Source organism: Bacillus sp. KNSH39 (genome assembly GCF_052656585.1).
In genome coordinates this window covers 4,691,393-4,714,135 of record NZ_JBQXYO010000001.1, presented here as the reverse complement: position 1 = coordinate 4,714,135, position 22,743 = coordinate 4,691,393, and the positions used below count along the sequence as shown (strand labels likewise).

The window sequence follows — 22,743 nt, the reverse complement described above, 5'->3', positions numbered from 1 at the left end:
CTCCTTTTATTTACATGAAAATAGTTAATCAGTGAGGTTTTATTCATCCCCCACTGATTAATTAGCCCCCACCAACTGGTCGTTTACAGGCAATCCGACCACCACAAATAGCAAGATAAATAAAAAGAGGGGAATCCAAAAGTTCAGTTTTAATAATCTTTTGGATTCCCCCTTTTTCTCGCCCAAAAATTCCTTATCACTTTTCATAGGCAGTTCTCATATAGTGAAAATGACTATATAATTCCTATCCATAAGTTAAATAATGATTTCGCACATATATAAATACAAAAGATGGGAGCCTTATTTATGAATAACAATCCACCTTCAACGCCCCCAAATCCAACGGAAACGAATAATAATGAAGTGAGCTTACAAACGTTACGCGTTATTGGGCTAATTGTACTGATTAGTGGCTACATATTAGTAACGCTTTCTGAAGTAGGCACATTAAAAAATCTTTTGCTACAGCCTAGTACTACTCCAAATTTAGCTGAAGTTGATCCGTTCTAAAAATTATATAAAAAGCGAATCCCAGTATAACTGGTTCGCTTTTTATATAGTTTCATCCAATTTGAGAAACATTTCTCTCATCCTCATACTTCTCTTTCCCTATCGCTTTCATAAATAGTAAAATACTGCTCATACCAACGATAAAGTACAGAGCACTCATGCCCCAAGAGGCAATAAATGAACCTAGCATAACACCTAATGCCCCGTTCATTTTTGCCACTTGAAAGACCATTCCGTTAATCGCCATATAAGAACCTCTTGCCTCATTTGGCACCATATCTGCCATAATAGATTGACGCACTGGCACATACATCATCTCACCTACCGTTTGGAAAAGCCCTGCAATTAATAAAATCCATAAGCTATTGCTCGTTCCGAGTATTGTAAATCCAATTGTATAAATAAATAAACCTACATATAAGATTTTCAAATCGTTGAAGCTTTTCAGCATTTTAATAAGAAGTGCTGAACATAACACAACTAAAATTGTATTCTCTGCAGAAATCCAGCTCAGCATGCGAATCCCTGTTAAATCAAACGTAATACCATTCCCGAATAAAAAGTGCACCGTTTCAAATTCCTTCTGCAAGCGAACACCTAAATAATTATTAATTTGAAACTCTAAAGACAATGTACATATACTCGCTGCACAAAAAATTAAAAATGCTTTATCTTTCATCACGACTTTATAACTATCTGCCATACCTTTTAATACATTTTTCTTCTCTACTGTTTTTCTCACTACATACACTTCTTCCATATATACAGTCATCACATATAAAGTAATAATTGCAACAAGCGTTAATACGATAAACAATTGCAATCTATAGTTTTCAAATAGTAACCCACCAAATATTGCTCCAATCGCAATGGATAAATTAATAGCCCAATAATTAATGCTATACATTACTTTTCGATTTTCAGGTGTACTCACATCAATTAACATCGCCTCTGTCGCAGGATTCATAAGTCCAGATCCTAAACTATTCACTAGCATAAAGATAAATGTTAACCACGGTGAATCTACATAATCCGAATTCGCAACTCCCATACAAGCAATAGAAATGACTTGTATACTTTGACCGATAATCATAACCTTTTTACGCCCAAGCCGATCCCCAACATATCCACCGTATAAACCAATTACTAATGAAGCTATGACATTAATGAGTAGTAAAGCACCAGCAATCGCACTACCTAACTTTATTGAAAAATAAATCGCCATAAATGGAAAAATCATCGTGGACACAGTACGTGTTAAAAACGAAGTTATAATTCTAATTTTTATATTTCGATGCATACTCCAAAATCCCATTGTTTCCTCCTCCTTATGCTTACTTATTTTACTTTGAAAAAAAGGAAGAAAAAGGTTAGAATATTCTAAAGAGTTTCCCCTTTTATAGATAGAAGGAAGTGTATATATGAAAATTATGGACTATTACATTAGACTAAGACTACATGCACAAGATCAAAAACATATACAAAATAGCTTACAAGAATTAGCGGATGTTTTATATTGCAGTACGAAAAACGTAAAGATTTTATTAAAGAAAATGAGCGAGGAACAATTAATTAGCTGGACTCCAGGGCGAGGCCGCGGAAATAAAACGGAAATTCTATTTATACATAATTTCGTAGAAGCGATTGAATCCTATACAGATGAACTGTTAGCGCAAGAAAAATTAAAGGATGTTTTTCTTCTTTTAAAAGAACCTCTACCCCTTGCACTTCAAAAAAAGATAGAAAATAAACTACATCATCATTTTGGATACGAACCTTCAAATGATATGTACGACGTATTAAAGATTCCTATATCGAGAAAGATATTCCCTTTAGATCCGGCTTTTGTGGCTGTAACTACAGAGAGCCATCTTACGAGTCAAATTTTTGATACGTTAGTCGTCTATAACGATGTTACTGAAAAAATGGAGCATCACATTGCGCATACGTGGGAATTAAGTGAAGATGGACTTACGTGGACCTTTTATTTACGAAAAGATATATATTTTCATAACGAAACAATTTTAACTTCTAAAGATGTACAATTTTCATTTGAAAGACTAAAACAAGTTCAATCCCCTTTCGAATGGTTAACAGAAGAAATTATTCAAATTGAAACGCCATCCCCACTGCAAATTCGATTCCATTTAGCAAAACCAAATTTATTTTTCTTACACTATGTAAGTTCCATGCAGCTCGCAATTTTACCGCGTGATACGAGTATTCAAAATCATCATTATATAGGTACTGGACCTTTCAAACTTGCTCATTACTCTGAAGATAATATCGTACTCGAAGCGTTCACCCATTATTTTAAAGAGCGCGCGTTATTAGACCGTATTGAATTTTGGGGTATTCCTGACCATGTGCAAATAGATGCTGATTATGAACTACCAAACGAAGAGGAAAATGAAAGGCATGATATACAAATAGAAGAAATAGGTTGTATTTATGCTAGCTTCAACTTTAAAAAAACTGGTCCTCATCACGACATTTACTTTCGAAAAGCTTGGAGAGAACTATATGATGTTGAAATGATACTTCGTAACATAGAGGGTAGACGGACAATTGCTGCATCAAGCTTCTTCCCTGATAGAAGCCGCCTTGCAACAAGAAGATCCTACTCTTTAGAAAAAGCAAAAGAGTATTTGAAAAAGAGTACATATAATGGAGAAACGATACATATTTACTTCTTCGCATTTAAAGATAGTGCAAATGATGCATATTTCTTAAAAGAACGATGTGAAAGTTTAGGTATACAAGTAGAGCTTCACCCATTTCCCGTTTCAGATTATATGGATCGCTCTATTGATAAACATGCTGATATTATTTTCATGGGAGAAGTCTTTGCTGCCAATCATGAAATTGCATTCTTAAATGTATTTAAAAATAAAAGTTGCTTCGTAAATCGGTTCATGGACCCGCACTACAAAAAACAAATTAACTGTTTACTAGATACATTTTTACTAGAAGAAAATAAAGAAAAGCGTTATGAACTCATGTATGAGATTGAAGAGTTTTTACAAGCAGAACACATCATTTTATTTAACTATCACGTTTTAAAAAGAAAAACATACCCTTCTTCTTTAAAAAACGTAACAATTGATTCATTTGGTTGGGCAAATTTTGCGAAGTTATGGATACAGCCATCCATGTCTTAAAATGCGATTCATTATAAAAGGAGAAGGTACTACATCCATAGTAGTACCTTCTTCACATACAAATATAAACTATTATTTAATTACTTCATCTAAGTGATCTTTCAAGTTCAATAAATATTGCTCAATATCTGGATTCTTCACCACATCATAACAAGCAAAACTCTTTAACGGACTCATACCGAGAAACTTTTGCACGCGGTGTAAATGACTAAGCGCTGATTCTAAACTTTCTCCTTCAAAGAACTTCGTCTTATCTCCAAATGCTTTTTCAGGTGCATTCCAAGTTGTAGAGAACATATACTCTTTCTCTTTTAATAAACCACCTGTTCCATATTCATCTGCACCTTTAAAGAACAAACCGTATTCATACACTTCATCCATATACGTTTTAAATAAGCCCGGTACACTAAACCAATAAATCGGTGTTTGATAAATAACAACATCGGCCCATAAAAACTTATCTTGTTCTTCTTTAATATTGTAACCATCTTGAATCGTTGTTGTTTTCACATGATGATTCTCGCCTAATACAGTAACCATATAATCTACTAACGTTCTATTTAATCGTCCTTCCTTTGTACCGTATTTTTCATGTCCATTTATAATAAATATATTTTTCATCGTTTTTCTCTCCCCTATATGATCTACTCTTCGGCTATTAAGCCGAGTTGCTGCTGTAGTGTAAGATTATCTTCTAAATGCCAATCTTCCGTTATCTTTCCGTCTTTCACATGTAAAATATCAATTGCAAAAAAATTAATTTTCTTACCATTATGCGTTCCTGTAAAAGAAAGACGGGCTGTTACTTTATCACCAACAACTAATAAGTCTTCAATCTCACAATGTATATCAGGCACAACTTTACGAAAATTTTGCGCTGCAAACTTTAATCCTTCAATGCCTTGTGGTCGCCCTTTCGGCAATGTATTATCGAAAAATTTTTCAGTAACAGTCTGCGGAATAAGTTCCTCCTTACCTGTATCCCAAAATGCATAAAAACGCTGCGCCGCATGAACCATTTCTGTCGCTTCTTTTTTACTTAGTGAGGGATCAATTGTCATTGCTTTTGGCCTTGGCATTTCTTTTAATAACTGAACTTCACCTTTTTGTTCCGCGCCGCATGCTACAAGCACAATACAAATAACAAACAAACTAAGGAATCCAAATAACTTTTTTATCCCCATGGAAATCACCACCCCCTCATATAAATCCTTTATGTTTCGTATTGCTATTGTATATGCACTAACTTTATTTATGGAAGTAGTGATATTTTTTTCATATAGTTACCAAAAGTATAGTTTTGTGATACTATAAAGCAAATTCATCCAAAAAAATTTTATGGAGGCTAGTTCCATGAACAATATAGATCCAGTTGAATTAACGAAAGGTTTACCTGGCATACCTTGTCCTATCGCTAAAACGCTTGATGTAATTCGTACAAAATGGACGTTTTTAATCATTCGTGATCTTCTTATCGAAGGAACATTACGCTTTAGTGATTTACAAAAATCAATGAATGGGATTAGTCCAAAAACATTATCGCTTCGACTAAAAGAATTAGAATCGCAAGGCATTATAACAAGAAAAGTATATCCAGAAGTTCCGCCTCGTGTAGAGTACACATTAACGGATAAAGGAAAGCAATTAGAGGGGATTTTTATTGAATTAAAACGGTTTGGGTTAAGTTTATAAAACAAAAACCCCTTACCGTCGTAAGGGGTTTTATTACTTCGCAAAACTTTCAGCCAACTGTTTCTCTCTCCACATAAATGTAATAGCGAGACCAACTATTAAAACAACTCCTGAAAATGCATATGGGTAATGAATGTTCATATCAAATAATATTCCGCCCATCGCTGGTCCTGCGATATTTCCTAAACTCGTATAAGTCGAGTTCATCCCAGCAACGAATCCTTGCTCTTTTCCAGCTGCTTTTGATAAAAACGTCGTTAAAGCTGGACGAAGTAAATCAAATGCTAAGAAAATGAAGCAAGTAACGAGAAGTACAATCCAATAATTAAAGACTATAGTTGAGACGAATGCTAATACTGCACCTACAATTAAACATATTTGAATTAATACTTTCTCACCGAACATGTCTACCAATTTGCCAAACATAAATACTTGCACAACTACCCCAAAGATTGAACTGATTGTAATAATTGCTGCAATATCTTTCGGCGAGAAACCAAATTTATGATCTGAGAATAAGCTAAACACCGTTTCATACGCAGATAATCCGAATGCGAGTACAAATACGATAATAAATGCAATTGCATACATTGGATGTAATGATTTCTTTAAATCACCAATAAAACTTGATTCTTTCGTATTAGAAGAAATCTCTGCAAGTTCTTCTTTCGTTAACGGTTCTTTTAAAATAAAGATTGAAATCACACATGCTATAAAAGCAATTGCTGCTGCAACGAAAAACGGCACACGTATACCGTATTCTGCAATAAATCCGCCGATTCCAGGCCCTATAATGAATCCAGTACTAATCGCTGCAGATAAGTATCCCATCGCCTTTGGACGTTCCTGAATAGATGTAATATCCGCAACATATGCCGTAACACCAGGCATAATAAAAGCAGCACTAATTCCGCCTAACACCCTTGCCACATAAAGCATCCACACATCTTTTCCTAATCCAAAAAGAAGCTCTGAAACACCAAAAATAAATAATCCAATGATTATCATTTTCTTCCTACCGTAAAGATCAACCCATCGGCCTGTAATAGGTGAAGTAATGAGCTGTGCCATTGCAAACACTGCAACGAGATATCCCATCGTCTTCCCTGTTAAATGCATATCATTCATAAAGGACGGCATAACCGGAATGATTAATCCAATCCCTAAAAAAGCGATAAATATATTACTCAAAAGAATAACCAATACCATCTTTTGTTCTTTTATCGGTTTCTTCACTTTTTAACACCTCTTCCCATAAGTTCCTCTCAAAAAATAATACCCAAGAAGCTTTTTCTTTATCCTGCTCTTTGCGGGCTAGTAATGAGTGAGGATGCCTCCACTCATTAGAATTTCACTCTATCCTTCTACACATACATAAGTATTAGGTGAATGACTATCATTCAGTTTTCCTCAAAAATGAACCTACCTTTTCAGACAGGTTCATCTTACTACTTCTTTATATGTAGTGCATGTGTTAAAAAATCTAGTACTTCTGCCTTTTGCAAATCCACTTGCTCATCATCTTTATGATCATATAAATAAACTTGTTCCGCTGCTGATTCAACAAGAGCGATAAATAACTTCGCTGTTCGCTCTGCGTGAACCGAATCACGAATTTCACCGGCTTCTTTCGCCTCACTTAAAAATTCGCTTAACCACATATAAAGAGGCTCATACACAGCTTCCCACTCTTTTATATGTTCAGTAGATGCAAGACCTGCATACATTAAAGCTTGTATTTCACGGTATTCCTCTATAAAGTGAAACACCGCATCGATTACTTGTGCCACTTTATTTGAAAAAGGTACATCTTTTTGTACTTTTTCTTTCACTGCAAGTATCATCTTTTCAACCATCACTTCTGCTATTGCAGGCATAACAGATAGCTTAGAAGGAAAATATAAATAGAAAGTTCCTTGCGCAATGCCAGCTAATTTCACGATATCAGAAATCTTCGTTTTTTCGACGCCCTTTTCCTGAAACACTTCAATAGCTGCATAGACAATTTTCTCTTTTTTATTCATCATCTAAACCCTTTCACACGCATATTGAATGACTGTCACTCATTTTATAAGATAATCGATTGTACTGTCAATGATAGTGAACTCTAAGAGGAAATCATTTTTTTTATAATAAAATCTCCTAATAAACAATTAGGAGATAAAAATGCAATATATCTTTAAGAAAGTGCCTTTAATCCTGTAACTCCACATACAATAAGAAACACACTAATAATACGCGCTTTACTTTTCGACTCCCCAAACAAGAACATGTTTAATAAAACGGCACCTGCTGTTCCAATACCGATCCAAACCGCATACGCGACACTGACTTGTAAAAATAAGAAAGATGTATACAAGAATGCGAAGGATGTAGCAAACCCGCCTATATAAATCGCACCATTGGCTAATGTTTTATCTTTACTATACATTTTAAGTCCTATCACACCGACTATTTCACTAATTGCAGCACAAAATACGAAAAACCAACCCATCTTTAAGCAGCTCCTTCCACAGTTTCTTCTTTATTATCAGCTAGCTTTAAACCGATAACGCCAGCTACAACCATCACGATAAAGAATAACTTCCCTACACTGAAACTTCCGCCGAAAAGAAATACATCCATCAAGAAAGTACCTACCGTACCAGCTCCGGCGAAAACAGCATATACAGTCCCTGTTGCAAGATGTTCACACGCTTTAGAAAGGAAGTGAAAATCAACAGCGATAACTCCTAAAATAATAATCCAATGCCACCAAGTATTAGCCGTATTAAAACCAAACACCCAAAAAATTTCAAAGATACATGTTAATATGACATATAACCAAGCTTTATTTTTCATACCTCTCACCTCTTATGACTGACTATCAGTCATTTTTGTTTTAAAAAAAATATGCTCTTTCATCACTACTATATATAAACAACTATCATCCTCATTTACCATTTATATTTGTTCCGTTTTCAAACTAACTACATCCTGCCACAGAAAATGACTGAATGTCATTCATGCATATTGTATATGAATAAATCATACTGTGTCAAGAATCGATTTTCATAATAAATATGTGCAGAAATTTAGAATAAGGGAATACGATACGAATTGATATACAAGCATCCCCTTATTATTCATGTGTATTATTTATTTGTATGTACTTTTAAAACATACGATTACTTTTAGTAAACCATATCCAATTCCTCCTCCTATCGTATTTAATAACACATCATCAACATTAGGTATTCCCACCCCAAAAAGATATTGTAAAAATTCGATTGTTGTTGACGTTAATATGATTAAGAATATTACTACATAAGAATTGAATAGATTTCGAAACCATAACGGCAGAAAAAATCCTAGTGGTAATAAAAGTAATATATTACCTAAAATAACAGTTCCGATTCCATATATATTTAATATATGAATTATAGAATCAAAAGGAATTAATTGTGGTGTAGAAAATTTAAAAATAGATTTATTCTCAAGCACTCTTTCATAAATAGACCACGGTATCGCCTCGATTCTTGTAATTATTAATACTCCCATTGTATAAATAAAAGATACACTTACTAGCAATAATCGTAAGATCAAAAACTTTAAAGAGAGGTCGTTTTTTTTGTATTTCCATATAAGTATTATCGCTATTATTAAAAATATTGTTCCAATAATAGGTGAAACATACGGGGGACTAAATTGAATCATCTCGGAAAAAGTTCTTGTAAAATATGTCGCCATTTTAACGTAACTCCTTAAATAATATATAAAGTAAAACTTAATCAGTAGGAATTTTGTTCATTATACACTGATTATTAATTGAACCAATCGGACATTAACGGACAGCACGACTGCCCACTAACTTCTTTGCTTCAGCCTAATTTTGAGTTAGAAATTTCCCTACTAGTTATTGTGGAATGAAATAATAATTAGTTTTTTCAACTCTTATTTATTTTCAAATTTATTCTTGAATGCATCTTTTATTTTTATCCCCTGTTCTATTGTTAAATCACCATCTATCATTGTTAGTTTATTTATAAGTAATATCAGGATAAGAATAACCTAGTCTGCTTACATATTCTTTGTTATTATCCATAATAGATTTACTTCATAATTCACATTATATTATAAATATAATGTAATATATAACTATGTTTATTTTATTTATAAACTTTATTGTTAAAGCTATTATTTTTCAGTAAAAAAATAGCTAATTATCAACGATAAGCAGATAAATTAAACATAAAATGAAGATTCAATCAGTCTGTAAATAGTCGAATAAACTGTCCTACCAGACAATTTATTTCTGATTCCACATGTAGTTAGAAAAAATTCTATCGTCCACTGTATATTTCTCAATAATCTGTCAATACTGCTAGTAACATAATATTTTCTCCACTCCCCCTTGGAGAGATCCCTTGAATGGAGCAGTTAGCTTTTGCTAGCTGCTCTTTTTTATTTGTCCGCACACTTATGATGAAATACTCATAGATCAAATCCATTTTTCATCACATAACAACCATCTATTTATTTTCCAATAAGTTTTTGTATGCACTAATTTTATTCTCGAGCATCTTCTCTGTAACTTCTAAGTTTTCTCTTTGAATCTGAATAGATTTCCTATGATCTTCTAGGAGCTGTAAACGAGCTTCTGTTGTATGCTCCCCTTCTGTATATAATCTAGCGTATTCTCTTATTTTCGCTATTGGCATTTGCGTTTGTTTTAATTTCATTACAAACTGCAACCACTTTATATGTGACTCTTCGTAAAGTCGATTTCCATTTGTATCACGATTTGCAATTAATATATTTTCCTTTTCATAATAACGTAGTGTATGTGTGCTCACGCCTAATAATTTTGCTACCTCGCTAATTGTGTACATACTAAAACTCCCTTCACATGCTTACCCTCATATATTTTATAACCGTATCAAATTTATAAAAAACGTTTGACTTAGAGTATACTCTAACAAATACAATCTAACCATAAATGAATTTGAATTTAGGGGGATTTTATATGAAATACACTGTTATTACTGGCGCAAGTTCCGGAATTGGTTATGAAGCAGCTTTAGCATTTGCATCTCGCGGAAAAAATTTAGTACTTGTAGCTCGAAGACAAGAAGAATTAAACGAATTAAAATTGAAAATTAACGAAATGCATCCAGAATTGGATGTTGTCATTCGAAAAACTGATTTATCTGTTACTGAAGATGTTTATAAACTTTATGAAAGCCTACAAGCTTTTCAAATTGAAACGTGGATTAACAATGCAGGTTTTGGTAATTTCGCCTCAATTGCTGAACAAAATTTAAATAAAATCGAGACGATGTTGCATGTCAATATAGAAGCACTAACAATACTCTCTTCTCTTTTCGTTCGAGATTATTCAATGGTTGACGGAACACAGCTTATTAACGTTTCATCGGGCGGCGGATACACAATTGTTGCTGATGCTGTTACGTATTGCGCTACGAAATTCTATGTAAGTGCATTTACAGAAGGGCTGTCTCACGAACTGAAAGAACAAGGCGCAAAACTGCAAGCAAAAGTTTTAGCTCCTGCTGCAACTGAAACAGAATTTGCGAAGCGTTCATTTGATATTGATGAATTCCAATACGATAATGTTGTACCAAAATTCCACACTGCAAAACAAATGGCACAATTTATGCTCGACCTTTATGATAATGATAAAGTTGTAGGAATTGTCGACGGTTTAACGTATAACTATGAACTTAAAGATCCACTTTATAATTTTGCCGTGAGACAAAAGAATTCAAATTCTTAATAACCTGTCCATTTCTTATGGAAATATATGTTCCCACTATATATGTAAATAATAGTGGGAACTTTTTCTCTATAAAATTTTCATCCAACATACCGCACCATCGCCACTTCATCACAATAATCCACCTTTGGACAATGTCTACAATCAATCCATACTTTCTCTGGCAACGCTTCTTTATTTATAAAATCAAATCCACACTTTTGAAAAAATACTGTTTCATATGTTAAGGAAATTACTCTTCTTACATTTATTTTCGTAGCTTCCTCCATTACATGATTTACAAGCATACGCCCTATCCCTTTCCCTGCATATGTATGCGAAACTACTAACGATCGTATTTCTGCAAGATCTTCTCCTAATACATGCAATCCAGCAACTCCAACAATTCTCTCATCTTCTTTCATAACATATAAACATTGCAAATATTGATAAAGAGACAAAAGAGAACGTGGTAAAACAACTCCCTCTTTTGCATAAACCTCAATAAGACTATAAATTTCTTTCACATCACTCGTCACTGCATTACAGATTTTCATATTACATCCCCTTGCCCCTCAATATTAATATTTATAACTTAAAATGAATTTTAATTCATAATTTTATATAATAATACATCTCTCTTTTCTCCTCGTCAATCAATTTATACAAACAAAAAACCAAGCAATCTAATCGATGCTCGGTTCCTCATTTCGTATCGGCAATACCGTCGAATATTTAATTTCACGAAGTGCTAAACTTGTCTGTATCCTTGTAATACCAAGCTTATTCAACTTTCTAATAAACTGCTCTAGTTCTTTACGATCACGATTTGCAACCTTTAATAAATAATCGTACTCTCCTGTTAAACAGTGACATTCTAACACTTCCGGCATCGATTCTAATTCTTTCTCCAACACTTCCAACTTGTCAAATTGATGAATATTCGTACTCATAAAAATAAAACATAATAAATCAAACCCAAGCTTTTCTTGATTTAAAATCGCAACTTGCTTATCGATGAAACCTTCCCCATCCAATCTTTTTATTCTTGCATGCATCGCAGCCGGTGATAAATTAACGCGACGTGCCAGCTCTGCATTACTTACTTGTGACTCCTTCTGCAATATATCTAAAATTTGTACATCCAAATCATCCAACACTTTAATAACAGACGACTCCATTACAATTCCCCCTTTTTTCTTACCGATGATTATTCGAAAAAACACCTTATACCTTACAAAAAACTGAATATCATTCCGTAAATATCATTCTCAACTAAAGATTTTATCGAGTTTTCACCATTATACAAAAGAATATATTACATAATAAAGAAAAATGCTAAAATTATTTACAATTCGTATTGATTACAAAAAAGGGGATTTTAGCATGCCTTATTTTTACGTCTTTTTACTATTACTAACGAGCTTATTATGGGGAGGAAATTTTGTCGTTGGAAAATCACTCGTCGATCATGCATCGCCGATGACATTGACAAATTTAAGATGGATGATTGCGATTGTTTGTTTATTACCGATGGTATGGTTTAAAGAAAAGAAAATCCTTCCACCACGTACCGCAATACTTCCTTTAATATTGATGGGAATTTCAGGGGTCGCTCTTTTTAACATCTTTCAATTTTTAGCATTAGAAAAAACATCCGCTACGAATGTAGGTCTTATCTCTACATTGAATGCAATTTCAATCGCATTATTTTCAGTATTATTTCTAAAAGAAAAAGTAAATACACTTCAAATCCTATCCATGATTCTTTCATTCTTCGGGGTTATCCTCGTCCTATTAAAAGGTGATTTCTCGCTTTTATTTTCACTACATTTTAATAGCGGCGATTTATGGATGATTGCAGCAGTTTGTATTTGGGGAATCTATTCTGTTTGTAGTAAATGGGCAACAAAAACAACTACACCACTTATGGCAACGTTGTACTCTGGTATTTTCGGCGTTATTTTATTACTACCGTTTAACATAGGTAGCTTCACTGTTTCAAATATAAATACTTCTTTCATCACATCACTTTTATATACTGGGCTTATTTCGACAGTTCTTTGTATGGTATTTTGGAATATTGGCGTACAAAAATTAGGCGCAACTACATCAGGTATTTTTCTAAACTTCAATCCAATTTTCACAGCCATTTTAGCATTCATATTCCTCGGAGAAGAATTAACGTGGATACAAATTTTAGGGACAATTGTCGTTGTAACAGGATGTTATTTATTTTCTCATTTCAAAACTGTTGCCGTTCAGCCTGTTAGACCTTTAATGCGAAAACATTCTTAATGAAAAAACATCGTCATCTGGGTTGGCGATGTTTTTATTTTCTCTTCATTTCTTTTATATACTGCTTTTCCTCTTCTGGCGATAAACGTTCCGTCGCCTTGCCAGTATCTCCACCTTGAAGGCTCCATAAAAAGTTATGCTCCTCAACAGTTTGAGAAAAATCTCCTTTTTCCCATCTATTTATAATAGAAAATAACTTCATTTTATATTGAAAACCTGTACTATTTTCAATATCTCTTTTTACATTAGAAATTTCCTTTTTTGTCATCTCTACAAATCCCCATTTTTCAGAGGATTTTACCTTTTGGTGCACCATTTTATGCATAGTAGAAATAATTTCACCTTCACTAATTTGCGGAGCTTCTTCTGCAGCTTTTTCTCTTTTTCGTTTGCCGCTCGCTCGATTTGAATATTTTCATTTTCTTTTTCCACATATGCAAGCAATTTCTTTCCGCCAACTATAGACGAGAAAATTACTATAATTGTAATGCATATACCTAAGATCCATTTAAAAAGCATTATCTCTTCATCGCTTCCCTAACAATATGACTATCTACATATTGCTTAAACTTCACGATTTTTCCGTTCTCAAGTTGCCATACATGAACAAATTCTGCTTCAAATGATTTTCCTGTTTCTTTATAAACTCCAGAATACATACCTTCAGCAATAATTGCATCTTTTCCGTTTACTTCATGATATGTATTTACCCTTGCTTTATAATCATCCCATTCTGATCCTAAACGGCTAAATACATTTTCCATTATAGCTTCTACGCCTGTATATGTTCCGCCATACGGGAAACCTTCTGCCTCTGTCCATTCCACTTTTTCAGAGAGGGCTTCTGCTAAATGCTTTGCATTCGAAGAAGCTGATCCTTCATACGTGCTTTGAATAATTTCTAAATTTGATTTAGGCATATTACTTCCTCCCGTTTATTTATTTTTACACAAGATGTAACCTATACAGTTACATCTTGTGTAAAAAAATATTTAAATTGTTTCATTCGTAATTCATTAATTGTAATCATTATAGTTACAATAATTCTTCAAGTCAACAATTTATAAATAAAATTTACTTCGTTTTCATTACTTTCTCTTTTAAGAAACGATCTACATATCCTTCTGCTTTTACTACGAATAAATACGCACCCATTGATAATAATGCAAGATCTAATTCATATCCTGGATTCTTTCCATCTCCTAATAAACCTGCTGCTCCATTTACCTTTACGATAGCTCCAGCTAAAATAAGAGCGAATAACAATCCTACATATCGTACACCTAAACCGATAATTAATAATATACCACCAACTAATTCTACAGTTGCTACGCCGTATGCAAGGCCACCTGGTAAACCGATGCTTGTAAACCATCCTGCTACATTATCGATACCTGATTGAAACTTTGCTAAACCGTGTGCAAAGAACGTAACTCCTAACACGATACGAATAATTAAATTCCCAATATATTGATTCATTTTGAACTCTCCTTTTTGTTTTGTTATGGTGAACTTTTATTTACAAGTCAAAACAATACGGTATTTTATTTCATTCGTCAAATACTTTTTTAAAGAAAACAAAAAACATTATCCGTTTTACGGATAATGTTTTCCTACAAAATAGCGCTAATTCAAGCTTTTATTCTATCGCATAGAAAAAGTTGAAACATTTTTCCAGCGCCAATATAAGGCAGTAAAGAAACGTCCTCTTCCACAACTATTCCAACAACATTCACTTTCTCATCTACAGGTAAATCATGTGTAGCAACTTGCATCTCCCCTGCATATCTACCGTACAATTCATTATCAATTGTAATACTGCCTTTCTTTCTTACAATTGTATGCATCGGCTGTAACACCACTCTATTTCCTTCCCTTGATTCTACAGATCGAATAACATCACGAGCTGGATCTAGTCTATTTGTATGCACTTGCTCCACCACTTTTAATACTTCTTTATCAGTTATAAATGATTTGTAACGCAATGGAATAATCCCTCTACTCGCACTAGCTACTTCTTGCATACTTTCCAAACTTGCGCTTATATCTCCAATCAATACTTTATCAACACCACAATCTTGAACAAGTTCTAAGTACGCTTCAAGCGGGCGCATATTGCGATGTTTTTCTAACGTTGGTAACCCTTCATATAACGGACCACGTTTTTCCGCATCTCCTGGAATAAATGCCATCGTTTTTATTCCGCACTCCTGTAAATATTGATTTTGTTTTTGTAAGAAGGACTTTGCTAGTCCCGTCTCTGGACGTGGATAAAAATTATGCCACGCTTCTACATTCTCTACTCTTATATGTTCTGCAAGTAATTCTTTCCAAAATGGCTTTGTAATCGTACTCGCATTTAAAGCTACTTTCATCTTATGAGATACGCTTGCAATTTCTTTTGGCGCAATGCCGTAATCCATTCTTAAACCGGTAATGCCCCAGTCCAATAGTTCTTCCACATTTTCATATATTAGCCCTAAATGATGTAACGATTTTGGAGAAACATCAACCATTAACTCCATTTCATGTGCAAGAGCTTGTTTCCCTAATATTTGAATTAACTCTTTATACGTATTTGGATCATCTTCTGGAATGTGCAGTGATGTAAAAATAGATGTAAACCCATTTTCCTTCGCTACTTTTAGCCACTCTTCTTGTTTCTCTACTCGTTCTTTTGAAAGATAAATGGAAACTCCGATCATATAAATCTCCCTTTCTATTAATAGAAAAAGAGAAAGGAATCCCTTTCTCTATATGTTTTCTGCCATTTCTTCTTTAAATCCGAAGAAATACGTAAAGATAAATCCGAAAGCATATGCAATTACTAAACCTAAGAAATAGAGTAAATATTTATTGTCAGCAATTAACGGAATTAAAGATAGCCCTGATACGCCAATTCCAAGAGAAGCTGTTTGCATAACTGCTTGGAATGCACCACCGACAGCCGCTCCTAAACAAGCAGTAATAAACGGTTTCCCAAGTGGTAATGTCACCCCGTATAATAACGGCTCACCAATTCCTAAAAAGCCAACTGGCAATCCACCTTTAATTACATTTCGAAGTCGTTTGTTTTTTGTTTTCACATAAATCGCAATTGCTGCGCCCACTTGGCCAGCACCAGCCATTGCGAGCACTGGTAATAAAGGTGTTACGTGTGTTTGATTAATAAATTCCATATGAATTGGTGTTAAACCGTGATGCAATCCGACCATAACGAGAGGTAAAAATGTTCCCGCAAGTACTGCGCCAGCAAATGCTCCGCCAATATTTAAAATAGCATTAATTCCGCTCGTAATACCATCTGATAAGAAACCTGCTAATGGCTGAATGGCTAACATCGTTACGATACTTACAACTAATACAGTAATGAGTGGTGTCACGATAATATCAACTGCGTTTGGCACTGCTTTTCGAACTTGTCTTTCCACTACAACCATAAGCCATGCTGCAAAAATAACTGCAAACAATCCGCCCCGTCCGGGCACTAATGCTTCACCAAACAATTTTACGTTTGCCATCGCCGGGTTGAAAATTAAAATACCAGCAATTGCCCCAAGAACCGGTGTCCCGCCAAATTCTTTCGCTGTATTCCAGCCGACTAAAATTCCTAAGAATGTAAAGATACCGCCGCCAATGAGTAGTAACATTTGTAACCACGTTGCATTTGGATCAGCACCAGCGTTTTTCGCAAAGTTAGCAATCCCGTTTATAATTCCTGACGCAACAAGTCCTGGAATTAACGGAATGAAAATACTTCCTATTTTTCGTAAAAAGTTTTTCACCGGTGTATTATTTTTCTTCTTAATCTCTGATTTCATCTCTTGCCCAATATCTTCAAGGTGATGATCTGCTACCTCACCAATTCGTAGTCCTGTCAAACCTTCCATTTCAGCTGCCACTTTATTTACTGTTCCCGGACCAACGACAACTTGAAGCGTCTCATCTTCTATAACACCCATAACGCCTTCAACTTTTTTCAAAAGGTCCATATTTACTTTACTTTCATCATGAAGCGTTAAACGTAGTCTCGTCATACAATGAGCAATACTACGAATATTTTTTATTCCACCAAGTTGCTCCGAAATTTCCTTGGCCATTCTCTCTTCTTTCTTCATAATAGAATCCCCCTCCCTATTACTTTATAGTGCTTTCTTCACAAACCCTTTTGCGTATTTTAGTTTCTCCAGTGCTTCCCCATACTCACACTGCAACAACACCATAACAATGGCAGCTTTTACGTTACGTTCTGCCTTTTCATAATACTCTGCCGCTACTTCATAACTAGCGCCTGTTGCTTCCACAATAATTCGTTTTGACCGTTCTACTAACTTTTCATTTGTGGATTGAACATCTACCATTAAGTTTTTATATACTTTTCCTACACCAATCATCGAAGCTGTTGAAATCATATTCAGCACTAATTTTTGTGCTGTACCAGCTTTTAAACGCGTTGATCCTGTTAATATTTCTGCACCTGTTTCTACTTCCACATTTAAATTTGCATATTTACTTATTTCAGCATTTTTATTACAAGAAATACTCGCTGTACTCGCTCCTACGCTCTGTGCGTATTTCAAGCCGCCAATTACGTAAGGAGTTCTGCCACTGGCAGCAATTCCAATCACTGTATCTTTCTCATTTAATCCAATACTTTTTAAATCTTCTTCTGCTAACTCTTCGCGATCTTCGGCACCTTCCACCGCCTTAGTAAACGCTTTCAATCCACCTGCTATAAATCCTTGCACCATTTTATCATCCGTGCCAAATGTCGGCGGACATTCCACTGCATCTAGGATACCTAAACGACCACTCGTACCAGCACCAATGTAAATTAAGCGTCCCTCTTCTTCAAAAGATTTAATAACAGTCTGTACAACCTTTTCAATTTGTTCTATCTCTTTTTCAACTGCTAACGCAACAGTTCGATCTTCTTCATTCATACTTTGCAATACTTCTTTTATGCTCATTTCATCCAGATTCATTGTTTTCTCATTACGATGTTCTGTCGATAAATTTTCTAACATATTTCCACCCTCTTTGAAATTATATTTCACACTTTTATTATAACTTTAAGAAACTAAAAATCAACAACCCTTTCTTATTTTATGAAATAAAATTTCACAACATGACATATTTGTGTCAAAGATAATAAAAAAGATGAGTCTCCTCATCTTTTCTTCTACTTTAACTTCCGTAACCGCAACGCTTCTTCTCGCGTCTCCATAAATTGATCCAATACTTTATTACCAATTCGATTGAAAGTAATAACATATAAAGCATCGATCATATTCAATTGTGTCATTCTCGAAGCAATACTCGCAATACGATGATCTTGTTCTACATCTGGCATACAAAGGCGAATATCCGCTTCTTTATATAGGGGTGATGATTGATCTAATTTCGTAATTCCAATAACAGTTGCACCTTGTCTCTTTGCATACTGCGCCATTTCAAGCACATCTCTCGTTCGACCAGATGTTGAAATCGCAACAAATATATCGCCTTCTTTTAAATTCGTCACAAGCGGCAACATCATATGAAAATCAGATAGCATCATCGCTGTAAATCCAAGCCGTGTAAATTTATACGCCCCATCCATCGCTGGCGTAGCTGATCCACCTACGCCGTAAAATATAATTTTGCCCGCATTGACGATACGATCCGCTGCTTTCTCAAGTTCCTTCTTATCTATCGCAGTAACACTCGCCTCAATTGCAGCTTTATTCACATAAGTAACTTTATTAAATAAATCATACGGTCCATCTTCTGTATTCATCACTGAAAAATCGTTAATATTATAATCAGCAATCGTTAATTCACGAACGAGTGCTATCTTAAATGCTTTAAAACTTCCGATTCCAATCGATTTACAAAAGCGAACGACACTCGCTTCACTTGCGCCAGCATTCGTTGACACTTCTTTCGTCGTTAAATTCGGTACAATCTCTGCATTCTCCATTATGTACATGGCAACCTTCTTCTCAGCTGGTGAAAATTGATCCATATTACTTTCAATTTTAAATAGTAATGTTGAAGCTTTCACTATTTAACCTCCACTTCTTACGGTTGCGTTCACTTATTTTCTCTTGCTTCAAGAAGGTAATAACCATCATCGCCAGGAGGATGAAACACATTTACAATGCGATTCCCTTTTTGATAAACAGTTCTTTCCCCCTCTGTCCACTTCTTTTCCCAACCGTTCATCCAAATCGCAACATCAGGTAAAAAAGCAGTATATTTCAGCTTCTGACCGTACTCACCATCTGCTTCTTCCGAAAAAATAGAAACCGGAAAATCTTTCACTTTTGATTCTTTCCATGCAGTAAATGGTATACATACTGCAATAAGTACGATTACACCGATAACCTTCTCCTTCGTAATCTTCACACTTCCCTCTCCTTGTCATATCACATACATAGATTTTACCATAATTACAAACCCTTCATGCTATATGATCATTGCTTTTGGGAATAAAAAAAGAGCTTACCTACATCAGATAAGCCCTTCCTGTCTATACAAAATATTTCTTCAAAAGTGGCGGTGTAATAATCGTCGTCAATATAACAACAATAACAATCGCTGTGAAATTTTCTTTCGCTAATAAATTCGCCGTAAGTCCATTTGCTGCGATGATAAGCGCTACTTCACCACGTGATACCATCCCCGCACCAATACTGATAGAAGATTGGCGATTAAATCCTGTCAGTCTTGCGCCTAAGCCGGATCCGATTAACTTTGTGAAAATCGCAACGAGAGTCATAATAATAATGAACCAAAGCTGACTTCCAATGCCTTGAAATGTAATTTCCATTCCGATACTTACGAAGAATACTGGAACAAATATTGCATAAGCAATCGGTTCAATTTTATGTTCCACTTCATGCTTATACTCTGTTTGAGAAATAGCAATTCCTGCTGCGAATGCTCCAATAATGCCTGCAATTCCCATCATTTCACTGTAATAAGAAAAAGAGAAGCAAATAATAAGAGCTGCACTAATTAACGCTTCTGTTACACGAAGCGGGACAAGCATTTTCATAATCCAAGGAACGACTTTCCAAGCAATAAAAACAATACTTACAAAGAAAATAATTTTCTTTACAATGACCAGTGTTATATTCACATCTTGCGTTCCTAAAAAACTCATTACAAATGCTAATAAAATAACGACAATGACATCATCAAATACGGCAGCACCTAAAATGGTTGTACTTTCTCTCGTATTCATTTTTCCTAGATCACGTAGCGTCTGCACCGTAATACTAACCGATGTTGCGCAAAGTAATAACCCTAAAAAAATGGCATGGGATTGTATTAATCCAAACAGCAATCCTGTTACATAACCACCGATGAAAGGAAAAATAATTCCACCGGCCGCTACTGCAAACGACGATTTCAAATTCCGATTTAACTCTTCTAAATCTGTTTCAAGTCCCGCCATAAACATAAGTAACAAAACACCAATCTCACTCAATTCATCAATCAGTTCAGAACTATTAATAATACCAAGTACAGCCGGACCGATAATAATACCAACAATTAACTTACCAAGTACAGAAGGCTGACCAAGTCTTACACTAATGTCACCAGCTAATTTCGTACAAAGTAAAATGACGACAAGTTCAAAATAAAATAACATAGCATCTGCTCCTACTTTAACTTTAATCAGTGGGTCGTTAACCCCCGTCCATTTCTGCAAGTAGTTTCCCCTATTGATCCGCATTTTATTTGTCATATTTTCATTTGACAAAATATTCTGAATTATATTAAGATTAATCCAGCAATTTTAAAAAACTACATACCATAACTGCACCTCCACTTCCTTACTTACTCTTTTTTAATGGACTCATACTATAGTCGCAGTTATGGAAATGAAAAAACGGGGGGAGAGTCCAAAGTGAAGTCATTATTACGAAAAAAAGCGCTTAGTACTGAATCACCAAAGCAGCTAGCTAGAACATTAACTGCACTCGATTTAACATTTTTAGGAATCGGCGCCGTAATTGGGACAGGGATCTTTGTATTAACAGGTATTGTTGCAGCAAAACATTCTGGTCCTGGTATTATGCTATCATTCCTTATTGCTGCATTTACTTGTGCTTGTGTAGCCTTTTGTTACGCTGAATTTGCTTCTTCTATTCCTGTCTCAGGAAGTGTGTATACTTACGCATACATGACAGTCGGAGAAGTCGTCGCCTTCATCGTCGGATGGTGTTTAATGCTCGAATATTTACTTGCCGTTGCAGCAGTAGCTGTCGGTTGGTCTGGTTATTTGCAATCATTACTACAAGGGTTCAATATACACCTGCCCGCCATAATCGCCTCGGCCCCCGGCGTAGGAAAAGGTGGTCTCATCGATTTACCTGCTGTCTGTATTTTACTTCTTATTACGGGCCTTTTAAGTTTTGGTATACGCGAAAGCGCACGCATTAATAATATTATGGTTCTTATCAAGTTAGCCGTTATTATCGCCTTTATCGTAGCAGGTGCAAAATATGTAAAACCTGAAAACTGGACACCGTTCATCCCATTCGGATACGACGGTATTATTACTGGGGCTGCCACTGTGTTCTTCGCCTTCTTAGGATTTGATGCAATCGCAACAGCTGCAGAAGAAACGAAAAAACCGCAGCGTGACTTACCAATTGGTATTATCGGTTCTCTTCTTATTTGTACTGTTTTATATATGATCGTATCTTTCGTTTTAACAGGTATGGTTCCTTATACGCAATTAGACGTTTCTGATCCAGTTGCATTTGCATTGCATTTCGTTGGTGAGGATACAATTGCAGGACTACTCGCTGTTGGAGCGATGACTGGAATGACAACCGTTCTCTTAGTCGTTATGTATGGACAAGTTCGCGTTTCGTATGCGATGAGCCGTGACGGTTTACTTCCAAAAGCGTTAGCACGTGTAAATAAAAAAGTAAAAATCCCTTTATTAAATACGTGGATTACTGGCGTTGTTGCTGCTTTATTAGCAGGCCTTTTAGACTTACATTTGCTAGCGAATTTAGTAAACATCGGTACGTTAACAGCCTTTACATTCGTTTGCTGCGCAGTACTTATTTTACGAAAAACACACCCTGATTTAAAACGTGGATTCCGTACACCTTTCGTACCTGTATTACCAGTTGTCGCGATTCTTTGCTGCTTATATTTAATGATCAATTTGTCTAAAACAACATGGATTAGCTTTGCAGTTTGGCTTATGGTCGGCTTATGCTTCTATTTCTTCTACTCTAGGAAACATAGTCATTTAGCTATTGAAAAAACAAATGATGAAAAGAAAAAAGCATAACAAAATAGCTCGCCGTTTTAGCG

The 22,743-nt window shown here is 35.0% G+C and carries 26 protein-coding genes and 1 pseudogene; 6 read left to right on the top strand and 21 right to left on the bottom strand.

Going from position 1 to position 22,743, the window contains the following annotated elements:
• Positions 1–57 precede the first annotated feature (57 nt).
• Positions 58–207, bottom strand: a complete 150-nt coding sequence (locus ACUL40_RS24130) for a hypothetical protein (protein ID WP_162900581.1) — start codon at positions 205–207, stop codon at positions 58–60.
• Between the two features lie 99 nt (positions 208–306).
• Here ACUL40_RS24130 and ACUL40_RS24125 point away from each other — a divergent pair, with 99 nt between their 5' ends.
• A complete protein-coding gene (locus tag ACUL40_RS24125) occupies positions 307–510 on the top strand; it encodes a hypothetical protein (RefSeq protein WP_001063866.1) in 204 nt (67 codons plus the stop codon).
• Between the two features lie 52 nt (positions 511–562).
• Here the strand turns inward: ACUL40_RS24125 and ACUL40_RS24120 are convergent, their stop codons facing one another.
• Complete coding sequence (locus ACUL40_RS24120; RefSeq protein WP_065212388.1) at positions 563–1,825, bottom strand: MDR family MFS transporter; 1,263 nt, start codon at positions 1,823–1,825, stop codon at positions 563–565.
• 106 nt (positions 1,826–1,931) lie between these two features.
• On the opposite strand from ACUL40_RS24120, the gene ACUL40_RS24115 reads away from it, so the two are divergent.
• On the top strand, positions 1,932–3,671 hold the full coding sequence (locus ACUL40_RS24115) for an SgrR family transcriptional regulator (protein WP_445422751.1): 1,740 nt from the start codon (positions 1,932–1,934) through the stop codon (positions 3,669–3,671).
• Positions 3,672–3,743: 72 nt separating this feature from the next.
• Here the strand turns inward: ACUL40_RS24115 and ACUL40_RS24110 are convergent, their stop codons facing one another.
• Both ACUL40_RS24110 and ACUL40_RS24105 read right to left on the bottom strand, forming a co-directional pair.
• The gene (locus ACUL40_RS24110; protein WP_000789191.1) at positions 3,744–4,292 is read right to left on the bottom strand and encodes an NAD(P)H-dependent oxidoreductase; all 549 of its coding nucleotides are present in this window, start codon (positions 4,290–4,292) and stop codon (positions 3,744–3,746) included.
• Between the two features lie 23 nt (positions 4,293–4,315).
• Positions 4,316–4,855, bottom strand: a complete 540-nt coding sequence (locus tag ACUL40_RS24105) for an ester cyclase (protein WP_234574362.1) — start codon at positions 4,853–4,855, stop codon at positions 4,316–4,318.
• Between the two features lie 169 nt (positions 4,856–5,024).
• Between ACUL40_RS24105 and ACUL40_RS24100 the strand changes: the two genes are divergently transcribed.
• The gene (locus ACUL40_RS24100; RefSeq protein WP_061113258.1) at positions 5,025–5,363 is read left to right on the top strand and encodes a winged helix-turn-helix transcriptional regulator; all 339 of its coding nucleotides are present in this window, start codon (positions 5,025–5,027) and stop codon (positions 5,361–5,363) included.
• 33 nt (positions 5,364–5,396) lie between these two features.
• Here the strand turns inward: ACUL40_RS24100 and ACUL40_RS24095 are convergent, their stop codons facing one another.
• The 6 genes from ACUL40_RS24095 to ACUL40_RS24070 form a co-directional block, all read right to left on the bottom strand.
• Positions 5,397–6,599: an MFS transporter gene (locus ACUL40_RS24095; RefSeq protein ID WP_445422752.1), complete on the bottom strand. Its 1,203-nt coding sequence runs from the start codon at positions 6,597–6,599 to the stop codon at positions 5,397–5,399.
• A gap of 212 nt (positions 6,600–6,811) precedes the next feature.
• A complete protein-coding gene (locus tag ACUL40_RS24090; RefSeq protein ID WP_002025356.1) occupies positions 6,812–7,390 on the bottom strand; it encodes a TetR family transcriptional regulator in 579 nt (192 codons plus the stop codon).
• A gap of 152 nt (positions 7,391–7,542) precedes the next feature.
• A complete protein-coding gene (locus ACUL40_RS24085; protein ID WP_000539671.1) occupies positions 7,543–7,857 on the bottom strand; it encodes a DMT family transporter in 315 nt (104 codons plus the stop codon).
• Between the two features lie 2 nt (positions 7,858–7,859).
• On the bottom strand, positions 7,860–8,204 hold the full coding sequence (locus ACUL40_RS24080) for a DMT family transporter (protein ID WP_000790626.1): 345 nt from the start codon (positions 8,202–8,204) through the stop codon (positions 7,860–7,862).
• A 297-nt stretch (positions 8,205–8,501) separates the two neighbouring features.
• Positions 8,502–9,092, bottom strand: a complete 591-nt coding sequence (locus ACUL40_RS24075; protein ID WP_063220057.1) for a VanZ family protein — start codon at positions 9,090–9,092, stop codon at positions 8,502–8,504.
• 782 nt (positions 9,093–9,874) lie between these two features.
• Positions 9,875–10,234: a MerR family transcriptional regulator gene (locus tag ACUL40_RS24070; protein ID WP_000288068.1), complete on the bottom strand. Its 360-nt coding sequence runs from the start codon at positions 10,232–10,234 to the stop codon at positions 9,875–9,877.
• A gap of 134 nt (positions 10,235–10,368) precedes the next feature.
• Between ACUL40_RS24070 and ACUL40_RS24065 the strand changes: the two genes are divergently transcribed.
• Positions 10,369–11,139, top strand: coding sequence for an SDR family NAD(P)-dependent oxidoreductase (locus ACUL40_RS24065; RefSeq protein ID WP_336766386.1), 771 nt, complete (start codon positions 10,369–10,371; stop codon positions 11,137–11,139).
• Between the two features lie 80 nt (positions 11,140–11,219).
• Here ACUL40_RS24065 and ACUL40_RS24060 read toward each other — a convergent pair whose 3' ends face one another.
• Together ACUL40_RS24060 and ACUL40_RS24055 are read right to left on the bottom strand one after the other, a co-directional pair.
• Positions 11,220–11,675, bottom strand: a complete 456-nt coding sequence (locus ACUL40_RS24060; protein ID WP_000686663.1) for an N-acetyltransferase — start codon at positions 11,673–11,675, stop codon at positions 11,220–11,222.
• Positions 11,676–11,804: 129 nt separating this feature from the next.
• The gene (locus tag ACUL40_RS24055; protein ID WP_000446097.1) at positions 11,805–12,299 is read right to left on the bottom strand and encodes an Lrp/AsnC family transcriptional regulator; all 495 of its coding nucleotides are present in this window, start codon (positions 12,297–12,299) and stop codon (positions 11,805–11,807) included.
• Positions 12,300–12,504: 205 nt separating this feature from the next.
• On the opposite strand from ACUL40_RS24055, the gene ACUL40_RS24050 reads away from it, so the two are divergent.
• On the top strand, positions 12,505–13,416 hold the full coding sequence (locus ACUL40_RS24050; protein ID WP_001146242.1) for a DMT family transporter: 912 nt from the start codon (positions 12,505–12,507) through the stop codon (positions 13,414–13,416).
• A 34-nt stretch (positions 13,417–13,450) separates the two neighbouring features.
• Here ACUL40_RS24050 and ACUL40_RS24045 read toward each other — a convergent pair.
• The 9 genes and pseudogenes from ACUL40_RS24045 to ACUL40_RS24005 all read right to left on the bottom strand — a co-directional run bounded on the left by ACUL40_RS24045 (position 13,451) and on the right by ACUL40_RS24005 (position 21,154).
• Positions 13,451–13,935, bottom strand: a pseudogene (locus ACUL40_RS24045) (PRK06770 family protein).
• A complete protein-coding gene (locus tag ACUL40_RS24040) occupies positions 13,935–14,336 on the bottom strand; it encodes a nuclear transport factor 2 family protein (RefSeq protein WP_001126706.1) in 402 nt (133 codons plus the stop codon). The pseudogene ACUL40_RS24045 and the gene ACUL40_RS24040 overlap by 1 nt, the downstream one beginning before the upstream one ends.
• A gap of 154 nt (positions 14,337–14,490) precedes the next feature.
• On the bottom strand, positions 14,491–14,895 hold the full coding sequence (locus ACUL40_RS24035; RefSeq protein ID WP_001077751.1) for a DoxX family protein: 405 nt from the start codon (positions 14,893–14,895) through the stop codon (positions 14,491–14,493).
• 152 nt (positions 14,896–15,047) lie between these two features.
• Positions 15,048–16,121 (bottom strand): DUF871 domain-containing protein, encoded by a 1,074-nt coding sequence (locus ACUL40_RS24030; protein ID WP_445422753.1) that lies wholly within the window; start codon positions 16,119–16,121, stop codon positions 15,048–15,050.
• Between the two features lie 48 nt (positions 16,122–16,169).
• Positions 16,170–17,534: a PTS transporter subunit EIIC gene (locus ACUL40_RS24025; protein ID WP_065381884.1), complete on the bottom strand. Its 1,365-nt coding sequence runs from the start codon at positions 17,532–17,534 to the stop codon at positions 16,170–16,172.
• Between the two features lie 24 nt (positions 17,535–17,558).
• Positions 17,559–18,443 carry an N-acetylmuramic acid 6-phosphate etherase gene (gene murQ, locus ACUL40_RS24020; RefSeq protein ID WP_000892350.1) on the bottom strand — a complete coding sequence of 295 codons (885 nt, stop codon included), beginning with the start codon at positions 18,441–18,443 and terminating at the stop codon, positions 17,559–17,561.
• A gap of 155 nt (positions 18,444–18,598) precedes the next feature.
• Positions 18,599–19,462 (bottom strand): MurR/RpiR family transcriptional regulator, encoded by an 864-nt coding sequence (locus tag ACUL40_RS24015; protein WP_000648168.1) that lies wholly within the window; start codon positions 19,460–19,462, stop codon positions 18,599–18,601.
• 29 nt (positions 19,463–19,491) lie between these two features.
• The gene (locus ACUL40_RS24010; RefSeq protein WP_000704958.1) at positions 19,492–19,806 is read right to left on the bottom strand and encodes a hypothetical protein; all 315 of its coding nucleotides are present in this window, start codon (positions 19,804–19,806) and stop codon (positions 19,492–19,494) included.
• Positions 19,807–19,930: 124 nt separating this feature from the next.
• On the bottom strand, positions 19,931–21,154 hold the full coding sequence (locus tag ACUL40_RS24005) for a cation:proton antiporter (protein WP_060852387.1): 1,224 nt from the start codon (positions 21,152–21,154) through the stop codon (positions 19,931–19,933).
• Positions 21,155–21,259: 105 nt separating this feature from the next.
• Between ACUL40_RS24005 and ACUL40_RS24000 the strand changes: the two genes are divergently transcribed.
• The gene (locus ACUL40_RS24000) at positions 21,260–22,720 is read left to right on the top strand and encodes an amino acid permease (RefSeq protein WP_210734248.1); all 1,461 of its coding nucleotides are present in this window, start codon (positions 21,260–21,262) and stop codon (positions 22,718–22,720) included.
• Positions 22,721–22,743: the final 23 nt, after the last annotated feature.

Coding starts and splice junctions, on each gene's coding strand:
- ACUL40_RS24130 (WP_162900581.1), bottom strand. CDS start 207: ATGAAAAGTGATAAGGAATTTTTGGGCGAGAAAAAGGGGGAATCCAAA.
- ACUL40_RS24125 (WP_001063866.1), top strand. CDS start 307: ATGAATAACAATCCACCTTCAACGCCCCCAAATCCAACGGAAACGAAT.
- ACUL40_RS24120 (WP_065212388.1), bottom strand. CDS start 1,825: ATGGGATTTTGGAGTATGCATCGAAATATAAAAATTAGAATTATAACT.
- ACUL40_RS24115 (WP_445422751.1), top strand. CDS start 1,932: ATGAAAATTATGGACTATTACATTAGACTAAGACTACATGCACAAGAT.
- ACUL40_RS24110 (WP_000789191.1), bottom strand. CDS start 4,292: ATGAAAAATATATTTATTATAAATGGACATGAAAAATACGGTACAAAG.
- ACUL40_RS24105 (WP_234574362.1), bottom strand. CDS start 4,855: ATGGGGATAAAAAAGTTATTTGGATTCCTTAGTTTGTTTGTTATTTGT.
- ACUL40_RS24100 (WP_061113258.1), top strand. CDS start 5,025: ATGAACAATATAGATCCAGTTGAATTAACGAAAGGTTTACCTGGCATA.
- ACUL40_RS24090 (WP_002025356.1), bottom strand. CDS start 7,390: ATGATGAATAAAAAAGAGAAAATTGTCTATGCAGCTATTGAAGTGTTT.
- ACUL40_RS24085 (WP_000539671.1), bottom strand. CDS start 7,857: ATGGGTTGGTTTTTCGTATTTTGTGCTGCAATTAGTGAAATAGTCGGT.
- ACUL40_RS24080 (WP_000790626.1), bottom strand. CDS start 8,204: ATGAAAAATAAAGCTTGGTTATATGTCATATTAACATGTATCTTTGAA.
- ACUL40_RS24075 (WP_063220057.1), bottom strand. CDS start 9,092: ATGGCGACATATTTTACAAGAACTTTTTCCGAGATGATTCAATTTAGT.
- ACUL40_RS24070 (WP_000288068.1), bottom strand. CDS start 10,234: ATGTACACAATTAGCGAGGTAGCAAAATTATTAGGCGTGAGCACACAT.
- ACUL40_RS24065 (WP_336766386.1), top strand. CDS start 10,369: ATGAAATACACTGTTATTACTGGCGCAAGTTCCGGAATTGGTTATGAA.
- ACUL40_RS24060 (WP_000686663.1), bottom strand. CDS start 11,675: ATGAAAATCTGTAATGCAGTGACGAGTGATGTGAAAGAAATTTATAGT.
- ACUL40_RS24055 (WP_000446097.1), bottom strand. CDS start 12,299: ATGGAGTCGTCTGTTATTAAAGTGTTGGATGATTTGGATGTACAAATT.
- ACUL40_RS24050 (WP_001146242.1), top strand. CDS start 12,505: ATGCCTTATTTTTACGTCTTTTTACTATTACTAACGAGCTTATTATGG.
- ACUL40_RS24040 (WP_001126706.1), bottom strand. CDS start 14,336: ATGCCTAAATCAAATTTAGAAATTATTCAAAGCACGTATGAAGGATCA.
- ACUL40_RS24035 (WP_001077751.1), bottom strand. CDS start 14,895: ATGAATCAATATATTGGGAATTTAATTATTCGTATCGTGTTAGGAGTT.
- ACUL40_RS24030 (WP_445422753.1), bottom strand. CDS start 16,121: ATGATCGGAGTTTCCATTTATCTTTCAAAAGAACGAGTAGAGAAACAA.
- ACUL40_RS24025 (WP_065381884.1), bottom strand. CDS start 17,534: ATGAAGAAAGAAGAGAGAATGGCCAAGGAAATTTCGGAGCAACTTGGT.
- murQ (WP_000892350.1), bottom strand. CDS start 18,443: ATGTTAGAAAATTTATCGACAGAACATCGTAATGAGAAAACAATGAAT.
- ACUL40_RS24005 (WP_060852387.1), bottom strand. CDS start 21,154: ATGACAAATAAAATGCGGATCAATAGGGGAAACTACTTGCAGAAATGG.
- ACUL40_RS24000 (WP_210734248.1), top strand. CDS start 21,260: ATGGACTCATACTATAGTCGCAGTTATGGAAATGAAAAAACGGGGGGA.